Annotated in this window: 14 protein-coding genes; 3 read left to right on the top strand and 11 right to left on the bottom strand. The window is 48.0% G+C overall.

Annotated features, from left to right (window positions below):
* Nucleotides 1-6 precede the first annotated feature (6 nt).
* Entirely contained in the window at nt 7-3,399 is a 3,393-nt protein-coding gene (locus tag D829_RS0126105) for a hypothetical protein (RefSeq protein WP_017691867.1), read from the bottom strand.
* Nucleotides 3,400-3,560: 161 nt separating this feature from the next.
* Entirely contained in the window at nt 3,561-4,550 is a 990-nt protein-coding gene (locus D829_RS0126100) for a LacI family DNA-binding transcriptional regulator (RefSeq protein WP_017691866.1), read from the bottom strand.
* A 529-nt stretch (nt 4,551-5,079) separates the two neighbouring features.
* Here D829_RS0126100 and D829_RS0126095 point away from each other — a divergent pair.
* From D829_RS0126095 to D829_RS31980, 3 genes are all read left to right on the top strand, one after another.
* The gene (locus D829_RS0126095; RefSeq protein ID WP_017691865.1) at nt 5,080-6,726 is read left to right on the top strand and encodes an AraC family transcriptional regulator; all 1,647 of its coding nucleotides are present in this window, start codon (nt 5,080-5,082) and stop codon (nt 6,724-6,726) included.
* A gap of 110 nt (nt 6,727-6,836) precedes the next feature.
* Complete coding sequence (locus D829_RS0126090) at nt 6,837-7,865, top strand: ABC transporter substrate-binding protein (protein WP_017691864.1); 1,029 nt, start codon at nt 6,837-6,839, stop codon at nt 7,863-7,865.
* A gap of 126 nt (nt 7,866-7,991) precedes the next feature.
* On the top strand, nt 7,992-9,656 hold the full coding sequence (locus D829_RS31980) for an ABC transporter ATP-binding protein (RefSeq protein WP_241230823.1): 1,665 nt from the start codon (nt 7,992-7,994) through the stop codon (nt 9,654-9,656).
* Nucleotides 9,657-10,003: 347 nt separating this feature from the next.
* Here D829_RS31980 and D829_RS0126080 read toward each other — a convergent pair whose 3' ends face one another.
* The 9 genes from D829_RS0126080 to D829_RS0126040 all read right to left on the bottom strand — a co-directional run bounded on the left by D829_RS0126080 (nt 10,004) and on the right by D829_RS0126040 (nt 23,311).
* Nucleotides 10,004-11,293, bottom strand: a complete 1,290-nt coding sequence (locus D829_RS0126080) for an ABC transporter substrate-binding protein (protein WP_017691862.1) — start codon at nt 11,291-11,293, stop codon at nt 10,004-10,006.
* Nucleotides 11,272-13,047 (bottom strand): sensor histidine kinase, encoded by a 1,776-nt coding sequence (locus tag D829_RS31975; RefSeq protein ID WP_017691861.1) that lies wholly within the window; start codon nt 13,045-13,047, stop codon nt 11,272-11,274. Before D829_RS31975 ends, D829_RS0126080 begins: the two co-directional genes overlap by 22 nt.
* A gap of 92 nt (nt 13,048-13,139) precedes the next feature.
* Entirely contained in the window at nt 13,140-14,789 is a 1,650-nt protein-coding gene (locus tag D829_RS0126070; RefSeq protein ID WP_017691860.1) for an extracellular solute-binding protein, read from the bottom strand.
* Between the two features lie 27 nt (nt 14,790-14,816).
* Nucleotides 14,817-15,686 carry a carbohydrate ABC transporter permease gene (locus D829_RS0126065; RefSeq protein ID WP_017691859.1) on the bottom strand — a complete coding sequence of 290 codons (870 nt, stop codon included), beginning with the start codon at nt 15,684-15,686 and terminating at the stop codon, nt 14,817-14,819.
* A 15-nt stretch (nt 15,687-15,701) separates the two neighbouring features.
* Nucleotides 15,702-16,667, bottom strand: coding sequence for an ABC transporter permease subunit (locus D829_RS0126060; protein ID WP_017691858.1), 966 nt, complete (start codon nt 16,665-16,667; stop codon nt 15,702-15,704).
* A gap of 227 nt (nt 16,668-16,894) precedes the next feature.
* Nucleotides 16,895-18,442 (bottom strand): response regulator, encoded by a 1,548-nt coding sequence (locus D829_RS0126055; protein ID WP_017691857.1) that lies wholly within the window; start codon nt 18,440-18,442, stop codon nt 16,895-16,897.
* A gap of 269 nt (nt 18,443-18,711) precedes the next feature.
* The gene (locus D829_RS0126050; protein ID WP_017691856.1) at nt 18,712-19,626 is read right to left on the bottom strand and encodes a class I SAM-dependent methyltransferase; all 915 of its coding nucleotides are present in this window, start codon (nt 19,624-19,626) and stop codon (nt 18,712-18,714) included.
* Nucleotides 19,627-19,831: 205 nt separating this feature from the next.
* Nucleotides 19,832-21,055, bottom strand: coding sequence for an MFS transporter (locus D829_RS0126045; protein WP_026081431.1), 1,224 nt, complete (start codon nt 21,053-21,055; stop codon nt 19,832-19,834).
* A 192-nt stretch (nt 21,056-21,247) separates the two neighbouring features.
* On the bottom strand, nt 21,248-23,311 hold the full coding sequence (locus tag D829_RS0126040; protein ID WP_017691854.1) for a molybdopterin oxidoreductase family protein: 2,064 nt from the start codon (nt 23,309-23,311) through the stop codon (nt 21,248-21,250).
* Nucleotides 23,312-23,721: the final 410 nt, after the last annotated feature.

Genomic DNA, 23,721 nt, shown 5'->3' with positions numbered 1-23,721 from the left:
ATTAAATTACATGTAAATATCAACAATCGTACGCTCAGTTGCACTACGTGCTTGTCTGAACTCATCAAGCGAGATGCAGACCCCGCCCTGACGGTAACGGTTCGCTGTACGCTCGGTGCGAATGTCCTTGCCGTTCACCGCTACACGGCTTACCGCACCTTCGTTCAAGTGATAGATAAACGTTACTGGCTCACCTGCATACTCGAATTCGAATTGCATGCCGTTCAACTCAGCTGGCAATACCGGGTCAATGACCAGATCGCCGCCCTCTTGACGAATGCCAAGTGCATTGGAGATCAGCTGGTTCATGTAGATTCCAGGGCCGCTGGAGTAGATTCTCCATCCGCCTTTCACTTGTACAGTCCCTTTACGAAGCTGGTCAAAATGCTCCTGTGCCTCGTAACGCGTATTAAACTTACCGTCTGAACTACTGAAGTATGAGTTCGCTTGGCGAATCTCCGCGTTAGGTACAACCTCACCGATGCCAACCGGGTTGATCATCGCGAGACCATTCCACACCTGATCTGTCTTACCCAGCTTCGCCATCGCTTCCACGTAACGGATATGGGCGTGTACATATTGCAAACCAATCTCACGTCCGAAGTTGGATGCTTGCTCTGCACGTTTGAAGTGGGTGCTTACACCGCCAGCATATTGAGCCGGACGATTCATCAGACGCACGCCATCAGGGCACAGGAACTGTTCACGGATCAATGCGTAATGCGATTCTGCTTGCTCCGCATTCAGCAATTCACCGATCATGCTGCGCGTCATTGGCAACAGGCGATATTGAATGCCTGTCTCTGTGTCCGTTGGATGAAGCATCAGCTTCGCTTGGTCGGCTTCTTCCATGTACACAAAGCCTGGAATCACATCTGTGCCCAGCATGTAACGGTTAAAGTCCTCACGGATGCCTTGAGCCAGAACGTCCAGCTCCTGTGCAAATGCAGCATCTTTGTATTGCAGCGCCTGTGCAAGCACATTTACAGACTGGTACGTCAGTGCAACGGTCCAGCTGCTCACCATGTATTGCTTGAGCTGTGCATTGGCTGGTTGGAGCGTATCATCCCAGTCGCCATCTCCGTAGGAAGACAGGAACGTATCGTGCAGGAAGTGCGAACGGATATATTCGATCTCTTTTTTCGCATGATCCAGTACAGTTGCCGTCTCTTCTGTGAACCCGAAGCTATGTTTAACGGTATAAGGTACTTTCTCATCCAGGATTGCATAGTCGCGAGTCGCTGTCAGGTAATCCGCCAGCACTTTCAGCGGCCATACGATGATGTCGCCATGACTCTCTTCCTGTTGAATCGCAAAGTATTTATCAAACATGAACCATTGCGGCCAGTTGCCATCATCTTCATATTGGTGAGTGTAGACCATTTTGATGATATCGCGAACTTGCTCATATTTTTGCGTTGCCATAAAGTACTCCACCGGACCTTGACACACATCCCGTGTACCCCAAGCCGCGCCGCCATACTGTTCCAAACCGTGAGGCACGGAGTAGTGAACCAGCATGTTGTGGGTGTACCACCAAGCCAGCGCATTTACTTTGAACAGATCCTCTGCACTCTGACCTTCTCCACGGGACAAACGGAACCCGTTCATCACACCTGCGAAGAACTCACGGTATGCCTGCACTTCCTCTTCGAACGTGAGGCTTGAACCTGCTACCACTCCGCTGTCCGCTTGGCCTTCCAATACCCCTTGTACCTTCAGCGTCCATTCAGCACTTGCTTCCAGACTAAGCGTAACCAGCGATGCGGAACCACTGCGGATACCACTTGCCAGCAACGTTTCGTCCCCTACATTCACAGCTGCCCCGTCCACCGACATGCGGTATTGCAGATCTGGATACGTTCCTGCACTCATCGCTTGTGGATCAGCCTTGAAGATCAAAGTATCGCCATCCTGCGTCATATGCAGCGGATACTCGTATTCATTCACATTCATCGTAATCTGGTTCGTTACCAGATAACGGTATGCCGTGCCGCTTGTGGAGCGCACGTTCATGCTTAATTCCGTAGTATGTGCACCTGTGTAATTGGTCACGATGATCGTATCGGATTCGGTTTTGTAGATCCAACGAACATAGTTGAAGCCAATCTCGAACAGGGAAGGCATCGTCAGCAGACGATATTGTCCGTCCATTTCCACATATATGCGTTGTCCAGCCGTCTTCGGCACGTTCAATGCATTGCGGGCATTACTGATCATTTTATTAAAATTGGTGTTACCAATAACAAGCTGTGAGTTGAAAATACCGTACATATACGACGTTGTCGTAATAACCTGTGCTCCAAGTTGTACGTTGCCACCACTCATCAGAATATGGCCGTGCGGACGCTCCACAAGCAATTCTTTTGCTTTCAGAACGATATGTTCATAGCTATCTGTGAAGAAGGATAACAGTTCCTCACCGCTATGCTCTTCCTGATGACGATCAGGGAACAGATCATGAATCTCATCTTGCGTCAGATCGAGCGTAACCAGCGGTTCACCCAGGAAGGAGGACAGTTTCACCTGTTCCAACGTATCGCCATTTTCCACAGTCAGAGCCTGTACTTCATTCCATGCTGCGGTAACTTCATCTCCGAATTCCAGTCCAGAGATTCCTTCGGCATGATTAGGCTTCGCCAGTCCATAGAAGACCACCTGAGCTTCTCCGTTCAGATTCAACAGTTCAGATTGCAATGCCGTATAGGCAAATTCATACTGATACGTCTCATTCGCAAGCGTCTGGCGATTCAAGCTCTCTGGTTGATTCGTTTCCTTGTACGACAGACCGAAGAATTGGAATCCATCTGTGGAGTACCCGACTGCTTTGGTCAGGGAACCTTGTTGCATATATGGAAATGCGCCGCCCTGAGGCTGGTTTTGACGGGAACAAACGACATAACCTTTCGCTTCATCTTCAAACACCGTATGGTCAATGTATTGTGACAGATAAGCTTCATTACTGCGCACCGCACCTGGATCAGCAAGACCTACATCCTGTCCATATACCACGTCTACGTTATGTTGTTGTCCTGTGAGCTTCACATCCCAGAACCAGACACCTTGCGGTGTAGCCGTAAATACGACCTGATAGCCAATGCCTTTTTCGCTACCTTCCAGTTGGACTGTACCCTCCCAGATCAACTGGTTGCTGGATTGTGCCTTGCTTGTAATCACCTTGCTGTTCGAACGTACACCGAGCAACGGGAACGAGCTGATATTCTCTCCCTCATGTACACGCAGGTACAGATTGTTCAATGATCCATCAATCTGGTTGCTGAGCAACTGGTTCAACATCGTTGTACCGGATGTAGCCTGGTATAGGTCGCCACTGTTCAAAAAGGTAAAGGATAACTCTCCGGCACTTAACCGGATCGGTTCATTAATCATCGTTGTCATAAGGTTCACTCCTTGAATTAGTTAAAATCGAAACGTTTCGATAAATCTGAAAAAGAATAGGGGCCTCTTCAAACCGGCCTTTTACGGCCCGTCCGGACGATAACCCCATCATTGAACTTTTACTTCAGCATGCAGGCATTGCTTTGTTGTTCAGACTCGGTCTAAACCGAACGTACAGAGCTGCGCTCGATCATATTAATCGTTAGCGTATATGAAGGGTCAACCGCTTCGCCATTGAGCATCTGGAATAACAGATGTCCGGCGAGCGACCCGGCTTCATGCTTCGGCTGGCGTATCGTTGTCAGTGGTGGACTCACATATTCGGACAACTGAATATCGTCAAAACCGATCACGGAAATGTCACCCGGCACCGATATACCACGCTCTTCCAATGCCTTCAGGCCACCAATCGCCATCTCATCGTTACCGTAAAATACCGCTGAGGGAAGATCTCCCTGCATGATCATCATTTTGGTTGCACTGTATCCGCCCTCACGCACAAAATTGCCGTTCAGACGCCATTTGGACTTTTCTTCAAGTCCCGCTTCCCGCATCGCTCGCAGATACCCTTGGTAACGGAGCGCGTTGTCATACGAGTTGGATGGGCCACTGATATAAGCAATCTTCTGATGCCCAGCCTGGATCAGGTGGCTGGTTGCAAGGTAACCGCCCTGCTCTCCATCCACCAGCACGTTTACCAGATGGTCACTCGACAGCTGACGATCCATCACAATGATCGGAAAACGATGACCGGCAGATTCTACCAGAATATCATCATGGATGTTATGCGCCAGGATGATGGCTCCATCTACTCTTTTTTCACGCAAAAATCGTACTGCCGTTGAATCCCGTCCACCCATGGAGCTGCAAGCAATCAGGTCATACCCGTTCGCAAGTGCTACATCCTGTACACTACGGATCAACTCCGAGTAATACGGGCCCGACAGATCGGTCAGGATCAAAGCGATCGTGTTCGTCCGGCTCCGTTTCAGGTCCATGGCAAAGCCGTTCTTGCGGTAATTCAGTTCTCGTGCTGCCTCAAGCACTTTAGCCTTGGTCTTGGCACTAACCTTGCTATCCCCGCTCAGCGCATAGGAAGCAGTCGAGAGTGCTACACCTGCCAGCTTTGCCACATCCTTAATCGTTGCCATTCGACGTTCGCTCCTTCTAAACTAAAACAAATTCAAGGTTATCTACATTTTATACGGTACATGGTTAGAACAACCACTAAATCCTTCATTATCGTTTATTAATCTTTGTACATATCATAGCTATGGATGTCAATCGAAACGTTTCGAGGTGTTCTCAAAAAAAATCCTCGTTTCCATCCTTATGGGACCACGGTTGAATGCATCCCGTTCCAGTCCGTACCATTAATGATGGTCATGACACGTCTTTCAATCTGACGCCCCCTGAACAGTTTGTGCCTAACACAATGAAACTGGCAGTAAACGCTAGATTGAAACGTTTCGACATTTTCATTATAGTCGGTGTTGATAGCGATTTCAACCACTTTATCTATTTTTCACAGAAAAAGTTGAATTGTCCAATCTGTCCATCCACGTCACTCCGTTTATAGTATATACTGCATAATAGTCGAGATCCGAGAATTACGCCAGTACACCAGGGGCATGAGACGAATAATGCCCCCGCTGACTTATGTAAGGAGACAGTTATCTAATGAATATTTCCAAGTCCATTTACCATAAAAAATCGCTGTCACGTCCCATTTCCTTGCAGAAGATTCAGTCCGTACCTGTTGCCCTCTTCAAGCTGTGCCATCTGGTGCAGCTTCACGACCGCGAGGCATTCTCCCGCATAGATGAGATGTGGAGCACACTTCACGTGCTATACGTCATTACTGCTGGCCAGGCCAGGCTGATCAGTGCAGAGGGAAAACTGACATTAAATGCAGGCTCTGCAGTCGTTCGACAAGCTGGAAGCCTGCTTCAGCACGAGAACAAGCGCGGCTCCCTGTCGCCAGTACAGGGCATTGCTATTGCTTTTGATTCCACTGAAAATGAACAGCTGCTCTGGCCGTTCGGGATACCAGCTCCCATTGCGAGTCGTACTCTCACCGATAGGGCAGTAGAGTTGGTTCAAGCTTGTTCGAAAGGCCATGATTCCAGCCCCTTCAGGCCACATATGCTTTTCTATGAGTTACTGGATATTTTGCGGGATCATGTGGCTCATTCTGCTCATGAAGATCACTCCTGGCTTGATGCCGTGCTCAGACATATCCATCAGATGTATACCCATCCGCTGACCCGGGAACAATTGGCACGGGATGCAAATGTGAGTCCTGAGCATTTTTCACGGGAGTTCAAGAAACATACAGGTCTTACGTTTGTTGAATATGTGACCCGTCTCAGAATCAGGATGGCTCAGGAACATCTGATGTTCGCGAACCCCACGCTACAGGAAATTGCACAACTGACAGGCTACAGGGACACCTTCTATCTGAGCCGAAAATTCAAACAGATGGTTGGATCAGCACCAACACACTACCGAAAAATGCCCAAAAAGATTGTATCGTTGACTTACAACTACACGGCCTCACTTCTGGCATTGGGCCACACTCCCCACATGGGTGCCGTAGCCAGCTGGATGGAAGAGAAACTGGGTGAACATGGTCAGGATGGTCATGAACCATTTGAGCAGCATTCCGAATATGATCTGGTTAAACATACAGATCTGATTGCAAACGCTCAGCCCGATGTCATTATCGGGTATGCACCGCATCCCGCTTCCGATGAACTACGTGTGATCGCGCCGACCATTCTGATGCCTTTTGAGGAAATCGATTGGCAAGAGCAGCTTCTTCATTTGGGCCAAATCACAGGTCTTGAGTCCAATGCACAGACGTTGTTAGATCGATATCATCAACTTGAGCTAGAGGCCAATCATGTGTTGGATCAATGGATGGAAGGAACACGAGGGTCCGCCGTTTGCATGTTTATGATTGGAGAAGACGGGGCTTATATCTATGGTCATGGCTGGGGAAGAGCTTCTCATGTGCTGTATCAATCGCTGGGCTTCACTCCGCCGTCACGTATGGAGCAGGATGGGCAGTTACTTACGGGGTACGTTCATGTTCCGTTGTCCGAGATTCACTTGTATGCCGCAGATCACATGTTTGTCGCCTTCCCTGAGGAACCTGCCGAACGAGAAATGCTGGATAACCTGCTGAATCAGGAATCTTGGGGCACCCTATCCTCCGTTCGTGAAGGACGTGTATACGAGATTAATGCCGACATGTTCTATGGATTTGATCCCTTGTCCGTTATGGAGCAGTTGCAGCATATCATGCGTCACCTCACATCATAATTGTCCATGCAGTAGTGATCATAGTTGTCCATGTACAAATATCATATCTTCCTCTATGTTATTAATGAGAATAATAATCATTATTGATTACACACAGGGGGAACAAAAATATGTTTGCTGCAAAAAAACGCTTTTCCGGCTTGCTTCTTATGCTCGCCATTATTATGATCCTGGCTGCTTGCAGCAGCGGAACAGGCTCGACTGCCACGAAACAGACATCGGCAACGGGAACAGAAGCGACAACAGGCTCTACCGAGACGAACACAGACACGTCGGCCGGTTCGGATAATTCAAATGCTACACGAATCTACAAGTCATTAAGCGGGGATGTTGAAATTCCGGCTGAACCGAAACGGATCGTAACAGATATGTACGTAAGTGATCTGCTTGCACTGGGTGTGAAACCCGTTGGTGCTGTTCAATATTTTTTGGAAAACCCGTTCTATGCAGATCAGGTGGCGGGCATAGAGAGTATCGGTGATCGGGCGGCGGTATCCATGGAGAAGGTCATTGCCTTGAACCCGGATCTGATCATTACCTACTCTGACCAGGTCAGCGAAATTGAGAGTTATCAAAAAATCGCACCTACCGTGGTCATCCCTTATGGTACATTCACCGATGTACATGACGAAATCCGGGGATTCGGAGAGCTCATGAACAAATCCGAAGCAGCCGAAGCTTGGCTGAAAACGTATGATGAACGAATTGAAGCTGCTCGTGCCAAGGTGAACACCGTCATCAAACCGGAGGAAACCTTCTCCATCCTTGAAGTATCTGACAAAAGTTATTATGGATATGGAGACAATTTTGGTCGAGGAGGACAAGCGGTCTACAGTGCTTTGCAACTTGCACCACTCGAAATCACCAAAAAGGAACTGATGGGTGACACCCAGTGGAAAGAGATTTCGCGTGAAGTTGTTGGTGATTATGCAGGGGATCATATCTTCTTAACCGTTGGAGAGAACAATAAAAATTACCAGGGTGATTCCATCTGGCAATCCCTGCCGGCTGTAAAAAACAATCAGGTGTATGAGTTGCTGGAAGACCGCTACTGGTACTTTGACCCGATTGCGATTCAAGGTCAGGCTGAAGAATTCGCCGATATGATCGTAGAACGTGCCGAGCAAAACCGCAAATAACATAGGGATGAATGCTGGTGTCCGGACAGGCTAATAAGCCTGCTCGGGCATTTGTGTCATATCGAGGAGGACTTACATATGCTTCGCCGCTTTATGTCTTAGTATCGTCCTTACAAAAGGCTCTTTATCTTGGACTTCTCCTGTGCCATCGCCGCCGCGCTGCTGGAGCTGGCCTTTCCACTCGCCGTTAACCGGGTTGTCGATCAACTGCTTCCGGCTGGCAATTGGTCCATGATCGTAGCGGCTTGTGCCTTCTTGCTCGGCATCTACCTGCTCAGTTCCTTTTTCCATTATGCAGTCACCTATTGGGGCCACAAGCTCGGTATTAACATCGAATCCGATATGCGGCGAGAACTGTTCCAGCGTGTACAGAAGCAGTCCTTCCGTTTCTTCGATAACAACAAGACAGGTCACCTCGTATCCCGAATGACCAATGATTTGATGGATATCGGTGAGATTGCACATCACGGGCCTGAAGATCTGTTCATCGCCCTCATGACACTAGCCGGAGCCTTCGGCATTATGCTGGGCATCAACTGGCAACTCGCTGTGATGACGTTCATCATTGTGCCGCTGATGATCTACCTGTCGCTGTATTTCAGTCGCAAAATGTCCAAGGCGTTCAAGCGCATGTTTGCGGATATTGCCGATTATAATGCACGGGTAGAGAACAATGTGAGCGGCATCCGTGTAGTACAGGCTTTTGCCAATGAAAAGCATAAAGTAGGACGTTTCGTTGAGAACAACGAACGTTTCAGACTCACCAAACTAATCACCTACCGCATTATGGCCTGGAACTCTTCACTCAGCTTCATTCTGATGAAATTCGTATCGCTGTTTGTGTTGGTATGTGGAACCTGGTTCGTCATTCAGGGTAGCATGACTTACGGGGAATTCATCGCCTTTGTGATGCTGTCCAATGTATTTCTGGGACCAATCGAGAAGATTAACTCCGTCATCGAGACGTATCCCAAAGGCATCGCCGGATTCAGACGTTACCTGGAGCTGCTTGAAGCTGTACCGGATGTAGAAGATACACCACAGGCGAAGCCGATTCCGGATGTCAAAGGAGATATTGCTTTCCATAACGTTACCTTTTCTTATGGAGAACACAAACCTACGCTGTCTCAGGTTAATCTGGATATTCAGGCAGGCCAGACGGTTGCTCTGGTTGGACCTTCGGGCGGAGGTAAAACGACGTTATGCAGTCTGATCCCACGTTTCTACGATGTGGATGCAGGACATATCTCCATTGATGGTATTCCGGTGAAGGACATGACACTGGAATCACTGCGCTCCCATATCGGGATTGTGCAGCAGGATATTTTCCTGTTTGATGGAACGATTCGAGAAAATATTGCATACGGCAAACTGAATGCTTCCGATGAGGAAATCTGGCAAGCCATTCGCCGGGCCCAATTGGAAGAGCTGGTACAATCCCAGCCAGATGGACTGGACACCATGATCGGTGAACGTGGCGTGAAATTGTCCGGCGGACAGAAACAACGTCTATCCATCGCCAGAATGATCCTGAAAAACCCGCCAATTCTCATTCTGGATGAAGCTACATCCGCGCTCGATACCGAGACGGAAGCTGCCATTCAACTGGCGTTGTCCGAGCTGGCTCAAGGCCGTACGACATTGGTGATTGCCCATCGACTGGCGACCATTAGACACGCCGATCGCATCGTGGTGGTGGAGAACGGTAGCGTTGCTGAACAAGGAAGTCATGAAGAACTTCTCGCGCGTAAAGGCTCTTACAGCCGACTGCATCAAGCCCAGTTTGGTTAAGTGAGAGGATTAAACGGTTAAAATCCAACATATGAGTTGTAGAAATAAGTCACTACAATGAAAGAACAAGCTTCCCTCTGTACTAGAGGGAAGCTTGTTTTTATATTTACTATTCGTTATATAAATTGAACGACATATTTACACAAAACGAAGAGGACAGAAATAACCTGAAGAAGGGGAGCTAAAAGCTTTCTGAAAGAAAGCTGCATCGGAAGCATATGCTTCGCCTTTATCCCCGGATTTTACCCTTTGAAAAAGGGAATCCAAAAAATCTGGGGATAACAGCGATCAGAAGGTTGTTCTGTCATCGGAGTAGCAAGTGTAAGTGACGTTTAGTTCAATTTATATCACTTTCCACCTAGTATTCCGTTCGCCCGTTCACGAAATTCCACCGCCGCCTGCTCAGGCGTAATTTTGCCAAACAGCAGAAGATCATACAACTCTCTCAATACCGCAGTGACCTCGGGTGCACCTACGGGATCAGGGGGGTCCATCTGAGTGCTGTTATCCGCAACCCAATCAATATAGTCAAACACCTGCGCCAGCTCCGGTTCAACCACCAGCTTCATCCGCTCTTTGACACTGGATGAGACGGGCACACCCCGCTCCCCTTTGAGCAGCAGATTGGCATCCAAATCATTCACAAAAAAGCTGATGAACTTGGCCGCCTCCTCCTTATGTCTGGAATTACCCGCCATGGAGAAAAACATGCCTGGCTTCAAGAACAATCCATCCTGGCTGTTTGGCCCAGGCATTGGGGAGATGGTTAATGGTTTGCCATAACGCTGAGCGGTGCTGATAAATTGGTTGGAATACCCCCAGCTAAACAAAGCCTCTCCCAGATAAAACGGGTCGTTATCAGGCTGGCCAATATCTGATGTCCAGATATCCGGTGCAAAAATAAGTTTCTTCTCCGCGAGCTGCTGCATCCTGCCAAAGTATTCAATAAACAACCCATCATCCACATAACCCAACCTCTTGCCATCCTCCGCGTACAACTTGGAACCATACTGTCTCAAGTAATACGCGAAAAACTGTTCCGGCGTAAAATAGGTTCCTAGATAGATGCCTTTCCCGAGCAATTGCTCGCCCATCCGGTCAAAATCCGCCCATGTCCACGTATCTGTTGGCAATTCAATATCATTGGCCTTTAACACTTCCGGATCATAGATGCTGAGCATGGCGTTAACCCCCAAACTGAGACCATAGGTTTTTCCATTCAGGCTACCACTCTCCAGCTGTTCCTTCTCAATATCTGTCGTGTCAATCAGTCCGCTCTGCATGTACGGCGTCATGTCCTCCAATAGTTGCAGCGAACTGTACTGGGACAGATAGGAGATGTCCATCTGGATAATGTCGGGCAACGCATTGCCTGCTGCATGTGGGGCAAGTTTTCTCCAGTATTCGTTGAAACTGCTATATTCGTATTCGATGTTCACATGTGGATTCAACTTCTCATACAGGTCGATAACAGCTATCGTTGCATTGTTGCGAAACTCCCCACCCCACCAAGCGATTCGCAACGTTATCGGCTCTTCTTCCACAATCATGCCTGGCCTTTGATCCAACTGGTTCACGCAACCAAGAAGAGTCAGCATAAGGCAGAGCATGCCTATCATTCGCATCCATATTCCCATAGCTTCTCCTCCTTACCTGGTGATGGGGGTGGCAGCAGCACCGTTACTCTCGTTCCACTCCCCGGCTTGCTCTCCAGCAGAACATCATATTCTTCGCCAAAAGCCAAACGTACCCGCTCCCTGATATTCAGTAGACCAATACCTGTTCCTCTGGTTTTCACTTCACCGCGCAGCACCTGTTCCACATATTCGGGTTCCATGCCGGGACCGTGATCCTCCACGATAAGGGCCAGCTTGCCACCTGATATCTCGGCATACACTCGAATCAGACATGATCCAACCTGTGGTTCCAATCCGTATTGAATGGCATTCTCCAGTAGTGGCTGTAGGGTCAACTTGGGAATGGCACAACCCAGATAAGAAGCAGGCACATCCATACGGAAATCCAGCCGCTGCCGGAAACGGTAGGTCTGAATGGTGATGTAATGATTGACGATCTCCAGCTCTTCCGCAATGGTAATGATATTTTGCTTGAAGCTGATGGAGGAACGCAGCAGATATCCGAGTGATAGCACCATACTGGAGATTTGCTCCTGCCTGTTCTTTTTGGCGAGCCAATGGATCGAATCCAGCGCATTATACAGAAAGTGGGGATTGATCTGCGCCTGTAGCGCCTTGAACTCCGTTTCTTTAATGACCAGCTGGCTTGCATAATTTTCTTTGATCAATGTATTAATATGTGTAATCATCATTCGATACGTACGCTGTAGTAACCCCAATTCATCCATGTGCTGGTGTGTTGGAATGGACAGATTAGCATCCATATTCTCCAGATCCCCATACTGAACCTCCTTCATCTGACTGATGAGCTGCCTGATCGGCCTTGTCAGACTTCGTGCGAACACCATACCAAGCGCGAGAACAACCAGAATGGCGATAAGATAAACGACAATCAAACTATTTTTCAACCATATAATACGTTCAAAAATTTCATCATAAGAGGCCATATTATAATACACCCAGCCGGTGTATGCGGATTTCTTCTGGGAAAGAAATATCTCCCTCCCATCCAGATTCTTGATCTCATATCCCCCACTGCCTGGAAGTGGATTCAGTCCGGCGGACACCGCTTCTGGAAGCTGGCGATAAGGATACACCACATCACTGCCTGCTTTTAAAATAATGTCACTGTCCTGGCTATCGATGCCCGCATACTCCTCAACAAGTCGCTCGATATTAATACGCAGAAACAGTATACCTACCGGTTCCAGGGTCATGGGTTCGTAGGCTCGTACTTGACGCACCATAACCAGCATCGGGTCATCGTCATCCGGGTATAACCAGCGCACTGCACCATTGGCCTGCTCCGCAGCCGCAATCATCCGATCATATTTTTCCTGGGATACGGTTAGTGTCTCGCCATATTTATTCACTCTTCCCCTGGAATCAATCAGATGAACGGACTGCACATAACGTGCAGCCCCACTAATATGCTCCCATAGCCGATCCGTGATCTTCTTTCGTTCAATAAAGCTTGAATATGCGCTATCGTCATCCAACAACGACTTCAAAGCTCTTTGAATCTGCGTATCGGAGATCATGTTTAATGATAACGCTTCCAACTTCTGGAGTTCAACATCCACTGTAGACGAAGAAAGGTTCAGAAGTCGGGACGACTTATCAAACAGCTGTTTGTCATACACCGAGTACGTATAATACAAGGACCCAAACGCCAAGATGATGATAAACGCCATCATGAACATAATCATCAGAAACATTTTCATTTTGATGCTGAGTTTGCGGTAGGCTGTCATGACCAAAGCGCTCCTTTGAACCACGTGATACTACTAGGTATATCACATACAGGAAGGTTCCCCCAAAGTTTTAGCGCTCGATTTCTCACGTATTATTTGGACTGATATCGATCATATGCCGCCTGATGAACCTCAATCGCCCGGTCAATGTCCATGCTCTTGATTGTTTCGGCCATCGTGTCAAATTCGGTGATCGGTTTCTGTCCGCTAATGATGGCAGTCATCGTTTCATTCAAATACGTATTCACTTGGCTCATGATGGACGTACTTGTGGTCACCTCATCTGTTGACAAACGAATTGGGGGAAGCGTTAAAGCTGAGCTTGCTTTCATCCATTCCGCATTCGCGGCACGTTGTCCGTCGTCAAATAATAAGGCATCCAAATAACGACTATCCTGATTAATTGGACCGTCCATAATGGATAAGGCATAGGAAGCCAGTGCCTGGTCATACGTCAGGCCGTTCGGATTATCAATGATGGTATCTGTGAATTTGACACCTTCCCCGTCACGAACATAGCTGTCATTTTCGATACCAAAGTTGAACAGATCACTACCCTCTTCGCTATAGTTGTAGTCCATCCACTGTACAATGTATTTCAATTGGTCTTCGTCTGCGGAAGCTGTAATGGCCTCACCATAAGTCAACACTTTAGCGTCCAGATTAAATGTCGCATAGGACGTTCCATCTGGAGATACAGGCCACGGTACACCAGTCACGTTAAAGTTCGGATCCGTATCTCTCATCAGATTGAAGTATTTCCCCATACCACTGAACACACCACCCTGATATGCGCCTGCCAGATTGCTGGTGACCTTATAGTCAAATGCTTTACCGTCATTGGTCATGATCTCGGGATCAATCAGCCCTTCCTTGTACCACTTGGCCATGGTCTCCAAGAAATCACGGTAGCCCGGCTGAATCGGTCCGAATTCCACCTTGTCTCCATTCATCTGGAAACCACCAATTACACCAAATGCCGCGGCAAAATCATGGAGCTTGGTCAGGTTACCCGGCCCCCAGTTTCCAGTGAATGGCAGCTCATCTGGCTTGCCGTTGCCGTTAGGGTCCTGTTCCTTGAATGCCTTAAGCACCGTATACCACTCATCGATGTTGGTAGGTACCTTAAGGTTCAATGCATCAAGCCAATCCTGGCGCATAATTAAACCGGAAGTGGCATTCAGCTTCAATGCATCCAGCTTCAGCAGCGGGAACATATAGATCGTTCCATCATCGAGTGCAATCTGCTTTTTCACATCCGGATCGGATTCAATAATCCGCTTTAAGTTCGGTGCATAACTGTCGATCAATTCATTCAACCGGATGATTCGACCGTCTTTGATCATTTTTTCCGGTCCGCCAACGGCATCTGCCCAGTTGTAATAAATGACATCCGGCAGCTCCTTCGTGGAGATCAGCAGATTGAACTGGTCACGCTGTTGCCCGAGCGGGGGATGTGTAAATTTCACTTGGATACCCGTCAGCTTCTCCTTTTCCTTGTAAGCCGCGATATCCCCAAAATTGTTCAAGGAAGCCGTCAGTTTGGCATCATTGGCGCGCCAGTAGTCAATGGTAAATGGCTCACTTGTAATCGGTAGCGGAATCTCGGTCAACGCCTGAACCGCAGGTTCTGTTCCTTCTGCTTGCTCTGCGTTACCTGGTTCATTATCCCCCGTACAACCCGCCAGTAAAGACATGGTAAGTAGCGATGACAACAGGATGGACCCCATTCTTTTTTTCACGTAATTCGCCTCCATAGGATACATTTTTTATTGTTTCACAGCACCGATTAGGGCGCCCTGAACAAAATAACGTTGGATGAACGGATATACCAGCATAATCGGCAGCGTGGAGATAATAATGGTCGCATATTTGATGTTCTCCCCAATGGCAAAGCCGGTATCGGCGCCAGCGCCCATGGCCTCTGTACTGCTGCTGATCAGAATATCACGCATAATAATCTGGATCGGATACAGCTCCTGACTGCGCAGATAGAGCATCGGTCCGACATAATCATTCCAATGGTCAACTGCATAATACAGCATCATGACCGCCAGGATTGGCTTTGACAAAGGCAGTACAATTCGGAACAAAATCAGAAAGTCATTGGCGCCATCGAGCTTCGCCGATTCGATCAGACTGATCGGAATGCCCTCAAAGTTTGTTTTCATAATGAGGAAATAGAACGTACTGATCGCACCGGGAATAATAAGCGCAAAGCGGGTGTCGACCATCCCCAGATTTTGAATCAGCAGAAACGTCGGGATCATGCCCCCGCCGAAGAACATCGTGAACGTAATTAATTTCATCAGCGTTTTTCTGCCCATCAGATCACCACGTGATAACCCATAGGCTGCCAGCGAAGTCATAAGCAGATTGATGGCTGTACCCACCACAACATAGAACAAGGTGTTCATATATCCCGTATAGATGCGAGTATCCTGAAATACCGACTTGTACGCTCCCAGCTGAAAACCTTCAGGAATGAGCATCAGTGAACGGGAACGCAGCATCTGGTCCGGGTCGCTGATTGAAGAATTGAACACGTACATCATCGGGTAAAAGCATAAAACCATGATCACCAAGAGCAGCAGTGTATTGAATACATCAAAAACTCGTTCCCCTATAGACTGTTTCATCGCTTCACCTTCCAATTACCAGAGACTGGTTGAGTTAAGCTTTCTGCTGATCGCGTTCGCGATAATGAGCAGCGCGAAATTAATGACGCCGTTAAATAGTCCGATGGCGGTTGAATACGTATAGTTCCCCTCCAAAATACCCGATCGATACACAAAGGTGGATATGACATCCGATGTCTCATAGGTCGGTGCCGTTTGCATCAGCAATATTTTCTGAAAATCCGCGTTCATGACCGCCCCCATACGCAGAATTAACATGATCACAATCGTTGGCATAATGCCCGGCAGTGTAATATGTAACAGCTGTCTCCAGCGGCCTGCGCCGTCAATTTTGGAAGCTTCATACAACTGAGGATCAATACCACTTAGTGCTGCCAAAAAGATAATCGAGGCCCACCCTGCCCCCTGCCATATGTTGGACAGAATGTACATCGGACGGAACATATCTTTTTCCGCCAAAAACATAATCGGCTGCAGATCGAAAAAGTCACGAATGACGTTAAATAACCCACCGTCCAGAGATGAGAACGTTTTTAACATTCCGACCACGACGACAACCGAAATAAAATGCGGCATATAACTGATGGTCTGTACTGCACCTCTGAACCACTTCTTCCGGACTTCATTCAGCAGCAGTGCTAGTAGAATCGGAGCCGGGAAACCAAACACAATACTGTAAAAACTCAAAATCAGTGTGTTCTTAATCAGTCGCCAGAAATAATAACTTTCAAAAAACATGGTGAAGTTGTCAAATCCGACCCATTCGCCTGCCAAGATTCCTTTGATCGGGTTGTAGGATTCCTGAAATGCCATCAGTAGCCCGTACATTGGCCCATAGCTGAAAATCAGATAGTAGGCTACCACAGGAACGAGCATCAGATAAACGTATCTGTTGCGGACAAGTTCCTTTTTCACCGAACTCCATTTGCCAGCTGGCTTCAAACGCCCAGGTTCAATCCCCCGGCTTCGATTCAGCTCCATCCACTCAACCTCCACTCTCGATGTTCATTCACTAACATGACACTTCTAATGATAGAAGCGAGCGCCTTTTCTTCCCATGCTCATTTCCGATAAATGGATGTTCAAAACCGAGTTCCGTCCGACAAAAAAAGACCCTGCTGCCGATGAATGGCGTACAGGGCCCGATCACAGATTAGATGTAGATCGGATATAAAGATTAGCTATGTAGAAGTGACAGCAACGCTGTCTTAGGGTACTTTTTTATACTCGGAAGGAGAGAATCCCGTGTATTTCTTGAACATTTTGCTGAAATACGGCCAGTTGGCACCAAAGCCTGTCTGTTCGGCAAGCGAGGATACAGTGCAGTTCCCGTCCTGCTCCAGAAGCTCCAACGCTTTACGGATGCGGTAGCTTAACACATAGTTCGTAAATTTCTCACCGGTTTCTTTTTTGAACATTTTGCCGATGTAGTCTGGATTCATGTATATTTCCCCAGCGATGGACTGGAGTGTTAATGTCTCGTCCTTGTAGCGTTTCTCTACCAACTGTTTCACACTGCCTACCATCTGCGATTGTCTTGAGCGATGTTGTTCATAGCGGCGCAAGGTGATTTCTTTGGCGACGGCAAGCAGAAACTGTTGAAAAGAATGCAGGGTGCTGGACTCAATCATACCTGGCAACTGATTCATATAACTTTTCATCTCGGCAGAGCCGCTGAGCCGAATCATCTCCATAAATATCTGAATAAGATAGGACTTCGTTTGAGAAATATCGTATCGCAAGCTGGCAAGCATCTGAAACATCCGGTTCAGTTCTGTTCCAACTTCCTGCCAGTGTCCGGCCTTCATCGCAGTAGCCATCCGCTCTGGGTTATATTCGAATTCGGGAAGGGTGCGCTCCCCGGGAGAGTAGATATCCCGTTCCATAATGAGACTGCCCTCACCGAGGTAAAAGCGGTAATTGAGATAAACCAGCGTCTGCATGTACAAATGGCGTGCCTGCGAGAGGTCTCCTGGCTCGCTTAGCGCTATCGTGAGATCATCATGATAATATCGGGTAAATGTGGCGCGAATCTCATCGATATTATGGAACAACTGCGTTTCAGACAACTTGTCCTCCATAATTAGTAGCACATGCCTTCCAACCGTGGCACTTAAGATGGGATTGTGAAAAATATCTTCGGCGATGTTCTTCACCGCGAACAAGTGCAAATACTCATGATCCCCCTCAATCTCTACCAGTAGCAACCGCACACGTTGATCCTGAAACTGTACATCGAATAATTCCTCGAAATACTTCCATTCCTTGACCCCGTATGTTCTGTTCGTGACTAGCTCTTTCAGAAAATATTCCTTGGCATGCGGCAGTACACGCTCCAGATTATATTGGATCGACTGCACAAAACGCTCCTGATCGGTTAACTCTCGCTTCTCACTGACCAATTCACTGATAGCCTGTACAAGATGCTCCTCACTGCAGGGCTTAAGCAAATAGTGCTTCACCCCATACTGCATGGCCGTTTTCGCATATTCGAACTCCGTAAAACCCGTGAGCATGATAAACGAGATATGCTGATACTTCTCTGCCACAGCTTCAACCAGCTGTAACCCATCCATTCCCGGCATGCGGATGTCCGAGATGATGATATCCGGGCGTTGCCGCTCAATTGAAGCAAGCGCTTCCAATCCATCTTGAGCAATGCCGATCAGTTCTGTTCCTAATCTGGACCAGTTCACCACACTGGAGATCCCGTCCGAGATCATAAATTCATCATCAACCAGCAAAACCTTGTACATCGTATGCATCCTCCTGCCTTTAACCAGATCCATTCTATTATATGGGCATTATGCACAAATAGAGGGGAGGACATTGAATGACATGGAATTGCACCCTAACAAGTCTGATTGTTGAACATTTGTATCACGTGTGATGTTATTGGCTACAGAATCATGGTTTGTGCTGTTCCTTTGATCAAACCAAATAACCTTCACCCTGCCACAGGGTGAAGGTTTGCCGCTGCTATGCAAATGCGGGCTATATAGGTGACTTACATGCCCGGATCGATTTATTTTTTTACTGCGTGAATGAAATGTATCGTTTCAAATGCCCTTAGATGATCGATTCGATCCTGGAAAAACTGTTCCTGAATCGCCTCGGGAGTCAGATGCTCATAAATAAGTAGCCCTGCTTCATCAAGCAAGGCCTCCATCTCCACATATGCATAGCCGGATTGCATGGGCTCACCACCCATTGCAGCCAATTTAACCATATTTTCAACCCGATTAAACATTCCTTTTTCCTCAAAAAGGTGCTCATCTGCATAATCCAGAACTATAGAGCTTCCGGTTGGCAGGTTCGCAAACACATGACGAATCACGTTAAACAGATCATTCTGGGGCAAATAATACGAAACACCCAAGAGACTAGCCAACGTCTTCCGTTTCTTCAAACCTTCAATAGTCAAGCTGTCATTCGAAAGCTCACGCGTAAAATCCATGGGTACAAAGTGAAGATTGTCCGGAATAGTCAGCTCGGACTGATTCAGCCGCTCTTTCTTGAATTGCTGTGTAGCCGGATAATCCACTTCAATGATATCCAGCGTGTCCTCCAATTCCGGATGCCTCAAAGCAAACGTATCCATCCCGGCGCCAAGAATGACTACCTGCTTCAATCCCAACGCGACTTCATGCAAAAGTACATGCTCACAGTAAGCGGCCCGAGCCAGAGTTATTGGAGATAACTGTACCTGGGTAATCCATTTTAGAACCTTTTCCGGGTCGTCCTTGAGCTCGTGAGCCATATCCGGGTTGAAAAAATGAATGCCTCTAACCATGTTATTGCTGATATCTGAAAACTCTTGAGGAGAGATCAGCAATTTCGCCATAAAATCATCGAAAATGAGGGGTGTGTCATGTTGGCTGTGATAAGCTCGGCCAAAAGTCGAAATCAATGATGTGATACTGGATTCATTTTGCTTCATACTTATTCCTCCCGTACAAACAAAAATAAGATTCCCCTGGCCAGGAGAATCTTATTATATACGGAATTTTTTTATATGTAAATTATAGCATAAATACATTTTTTTGTCAACCATAATTTACGGATGAACAGACAGTTTACAGTGGATTTACCGTCCACTTCAACTCGTTCTTCCTTCCGCATCCTATCCAACCCGATGAGATCTGTTAGGCGTCCATTCCATACTCCTTCACTTCACGATTACGGTTCAACACCGCATGCAACACAAAACCAAGTACCGCAATAGCTGCTGTGCCTGTTGCCAGCCACGCTACCGGAATAAGTCCCTGTTTGTCATACATGACCCCCATCGCATAGGGGCCGATAACCCGTCCAACCGCACCGATCCCACCCGATATCCCGATGTAAAAAGGTGCCGCCCTGCCCGCATGCTCCGAGATAAACGCAGGCGTTGCAGGGGAAATCAACATCTCTCCAAACGTGGCAAGTACCATTGCAAGCACCATGCCTGGATAGCTGTACATGGTAATCATGACAATGTAGGCCATGCCATAGAATACCGCACTCGCCGTCATCTGGGCAGTGGAGGTACGGGCCATGGTCCGTTTCACCCAGCTGGTAAAAGGTTGGCCCACAAAGATCAGCACCCCGTTCAGGGTCCAGAGCAGACCGTACATTCTTTTTTCCATACCCTCAGAGATGATATACGGGGACACACCTGTGTTCCAGATGGAGTTGCCGAATAACAGGAAGAGTACGCCCAAGCTCATAAACAGATATAGTCGGGTATTACCCAGCAATGCCCAGACGCCCGGCCCATCGGGGACGGTTTTCCGTTTGGTCAGATGCACTTCCCCCTGATCCGGTTCAACCCGCGACAGATAATACCAGAAGAAAATTGCAAATCCGGCTGAGGTCACCCCGTTCAGTACAAAGCTAAGGTGATAGGAAAAGTCAGCCAGAAAACCGCTCAGCGCCGTACCAATCGCCACCCCGATATTGTTCGCCACATAGATAATATTGAATAATTCACCGCGTCGCTCCGCAAACCGGAAGCCAATAAAGGCTTGAATCGCTGGCAGCGACAATGAACTGAACAGCCCAATCCAGCCCATGGCACATATAAATACGACCCAATACGCACTAATCCACGGCAACGCAAACAAACCTAACGCATTAAGCGCCAGTGAGCCAATAATCAGCTTCTTCACGCCTACTCTGTGATACAACGAACCACCAAGCAATTGTCCAAAGATGCCACCCAGGGACTGAATGAGGATTACAAAACCCGCGTTTGCCATCGTCCGTCCAAGCTCATCAAACACATACATGGTGGTCAGCGGCCACATCAATGCACTGCCTGTTGCGTTAACCAGACTTGCTAATAAAAATATTCTCACTTCTTTTGGATAGTTATCCAGCCATCTCATCATCGTTAATTCATTCTCCTTAGTACCTCTGCACAAACAAATGGCCATGAAAAATAGACCTTTGCCCTGACGGCATAACCATAACCAGCCAGAGCGAAGGTTTTATGAAGTGTTACATCAATTGCTCTTTAATCCTGCTCAAATTCTAGCCTTTGTTCATCTTACCTCAAAAAAATCACGCCGCAAGCACACTCATTGACGCTTCACTTCAACAGTGGCCGAGAAGAAGGTAGCCCCGTTCCCCATGTCCGACAACCGATTGGACGTCAGTGAATTCGCCCGCTGCTTCTTCCCGTCACCATCCCACCATAAGCCTTGGCTAATCACTGTTCCCGGCAGCATGGCTTCACTCACCTTGGCGGTAAGTTCAATGCGCCCACGATCATTCCATACGACCACTGCATCTCCATCTTCCAGGTTTCTACGGATGGCGTCCTCGGGGTGTATCTGCAATAGAGGCATCTTTTCCAAACGCTGATGTTTGGCTGAATTACCAAAGGTGGAGTTCAGGAAATTATGGTTTGGCGGCGACAGGAACATCAATGGATACGTATCGGCAGGTCCAGCCGGATGCTCCCCATCATATCCTTCAACCAAAGCACTATAGGTAGGGAGCGGCGGAAGCCCTCTCTGTTCCATCGTCTCCGAATATAATTCAATTTTGCCTGAAGGCGTGGGCAGCTGATCCAGATATGTAGCATGTGGCGTCATATCCAGCTTCACGAATCGATGTTCCTTCAGTCCTTCCAACGTGACCCCATTCATGTAGGGGTTGCCTGTGCCCTGAAGTGCGTCCTCAATCATCTGTTCCGGTGTTTCTCCGAAGATTGCAGAATCGTACCCCATAGCCTGCCCAAGCAGTGAGAACAGTTCCACATTGCTCTTGCTCTCCCCAATCGGTGCGATTACCGGCTCTTGCAGATGAACGTACTGATGCCAATAAGAGGTGTACAGGTCCGTCGCTTCAAATGAAGATGTGGCTGGCAATACGATATCTGCATATTTCGCCGTATCCGTCATGAACAGATCATGCACAACCGTGAACAGATCCTCCCGTGCAAAACCTCGCTCCACCCGCTCAGTATCCGGTGCCACCACCAGTGGATTGCTGCAGTAGACCATCATCGCCCGGATTGGCCGCTCTGCTTCCAGCAACGCTTCGCCAATCCGGTTCATGTTCACCACTCGCGGCTCGGGATTCTGCCGCAGCTCCGGACGTTCGAGCGCGTCGCTATTCGTGCTCGCGTAGCTGTTAGTGCGAACGGCACCGCCGCCTTGCTTCAGCCACTGCCCTGTAATAGCAGGCAGACATGCAACGCTGCGCACATTCATGCCCCCATTATCATGGTGCTGGAGGCCATTGCCGATGTGAATATGGGCTGCCTGTGCGTTGCCGTATAGTTCGGCCAGCTCCACAATGGTTTCCTCCGGCACGCCTGTAATGCGTGCAACACGTTCAGGGGTGTAACTGCGGACATGATCACGTAGTGCCTCATGACCTATCGTATACTTTTGCATAAACGCTTCATCCGTTAGTCCCCGTTCGAACAACACATACATCAATCCTAGCGCCAGTGCACTGTCCGTGCCCGGATACAGCGGAATAAACCAGTCGCCCCATTGGGCCGTGCGATTGCGATGAACATCGATTACGACGATCTTGGCGCCTTTCTTGCGTGCTTTCTCCGCCAAAACGACCTGGTGCATATTTGTACTGACGATATTGCCACCCCACACCAGGATGAGATCCGCATGCTCCGTATCTTCCGGCACCGTTCCCCGATTGGCACCCATCGTATATTTCCAGCCGGTATTTCCGGCGGAGTTACAGATCGTCTGCTCCAGTACACTCGCACCAAGCGCATTGAAGAAACGCCGATCCATGCCGTCTACGCCGAGAATGCCCATGTTACCGTAAAAGCTGTAGGGCAGGATGCTCTCCGGGCCGTAGGTTTCGGACAATGCAGTGAATTTGGTCGTAATCTCGCGAATCGCTTCATCCCAACTAATTCGTTCGAACTTTCCTTCGCCTTTGGCTCCCACACGTTTCATCGGATATTGTAGACGCTCGGGGTGATACACCCGCTCAGTCATATTTCTAACTTTATTACAGATGGCACCCTTGGTTATCGGATGATCCGGATTGCCTGCCACCTTCACTATTTTGCCGTTCTCTTTATGTAATAACAGACCACAAGTGTCCGGACAGTCGAGCGGGCACACCGCCGCAAATATACCATTCTCCTGATCGATCATCGTAAGGCTCCCCTCTATAAAAGCTATCCCTATATCATATCTTCTTCGAGGTTATCGCGTAAAGAGAACAGTATGTTTTTGCTTCATATTCGCCGCTATAGCGGCTTTAAAATATTTTCAAAAAAATGTTTTGCCATTTGATTCAACTTCAGAATTCAGGGGTAAATTAAAAATAAGGCATTAGGCTAGTGTTTCCCCACTTCCTCCTCATGCCATATCATGGACCACTCCCGAAATTCGCCATGAACAGGTTTCGTTCCCCCGAACCTTGTCATGGCGAATTTATTTTGCGTTGAACTCCAACAAGTACCCCATACAAAAAAACGATCCCGCCCTGCTCCACCACAGCATATTCGCCATGAACCGAGCAAGATCAGAATCGTCTTCACTTCTGCTATAAGTGTATATAT

The sequence above is a fragment of the Paenibacillus sp. PAMC 26794 genome (genome assembly GCF_000316035.1).
Lineage (GTDB): Bacteria > Bacillota > Bacilli > Paenibacillales > Paenibacillaceae > Paenibacillus.
Note: the sequence above shows the minus strand (reverse complement) of the source record. Positions and strands in the feature narration are given on the sequence as shown.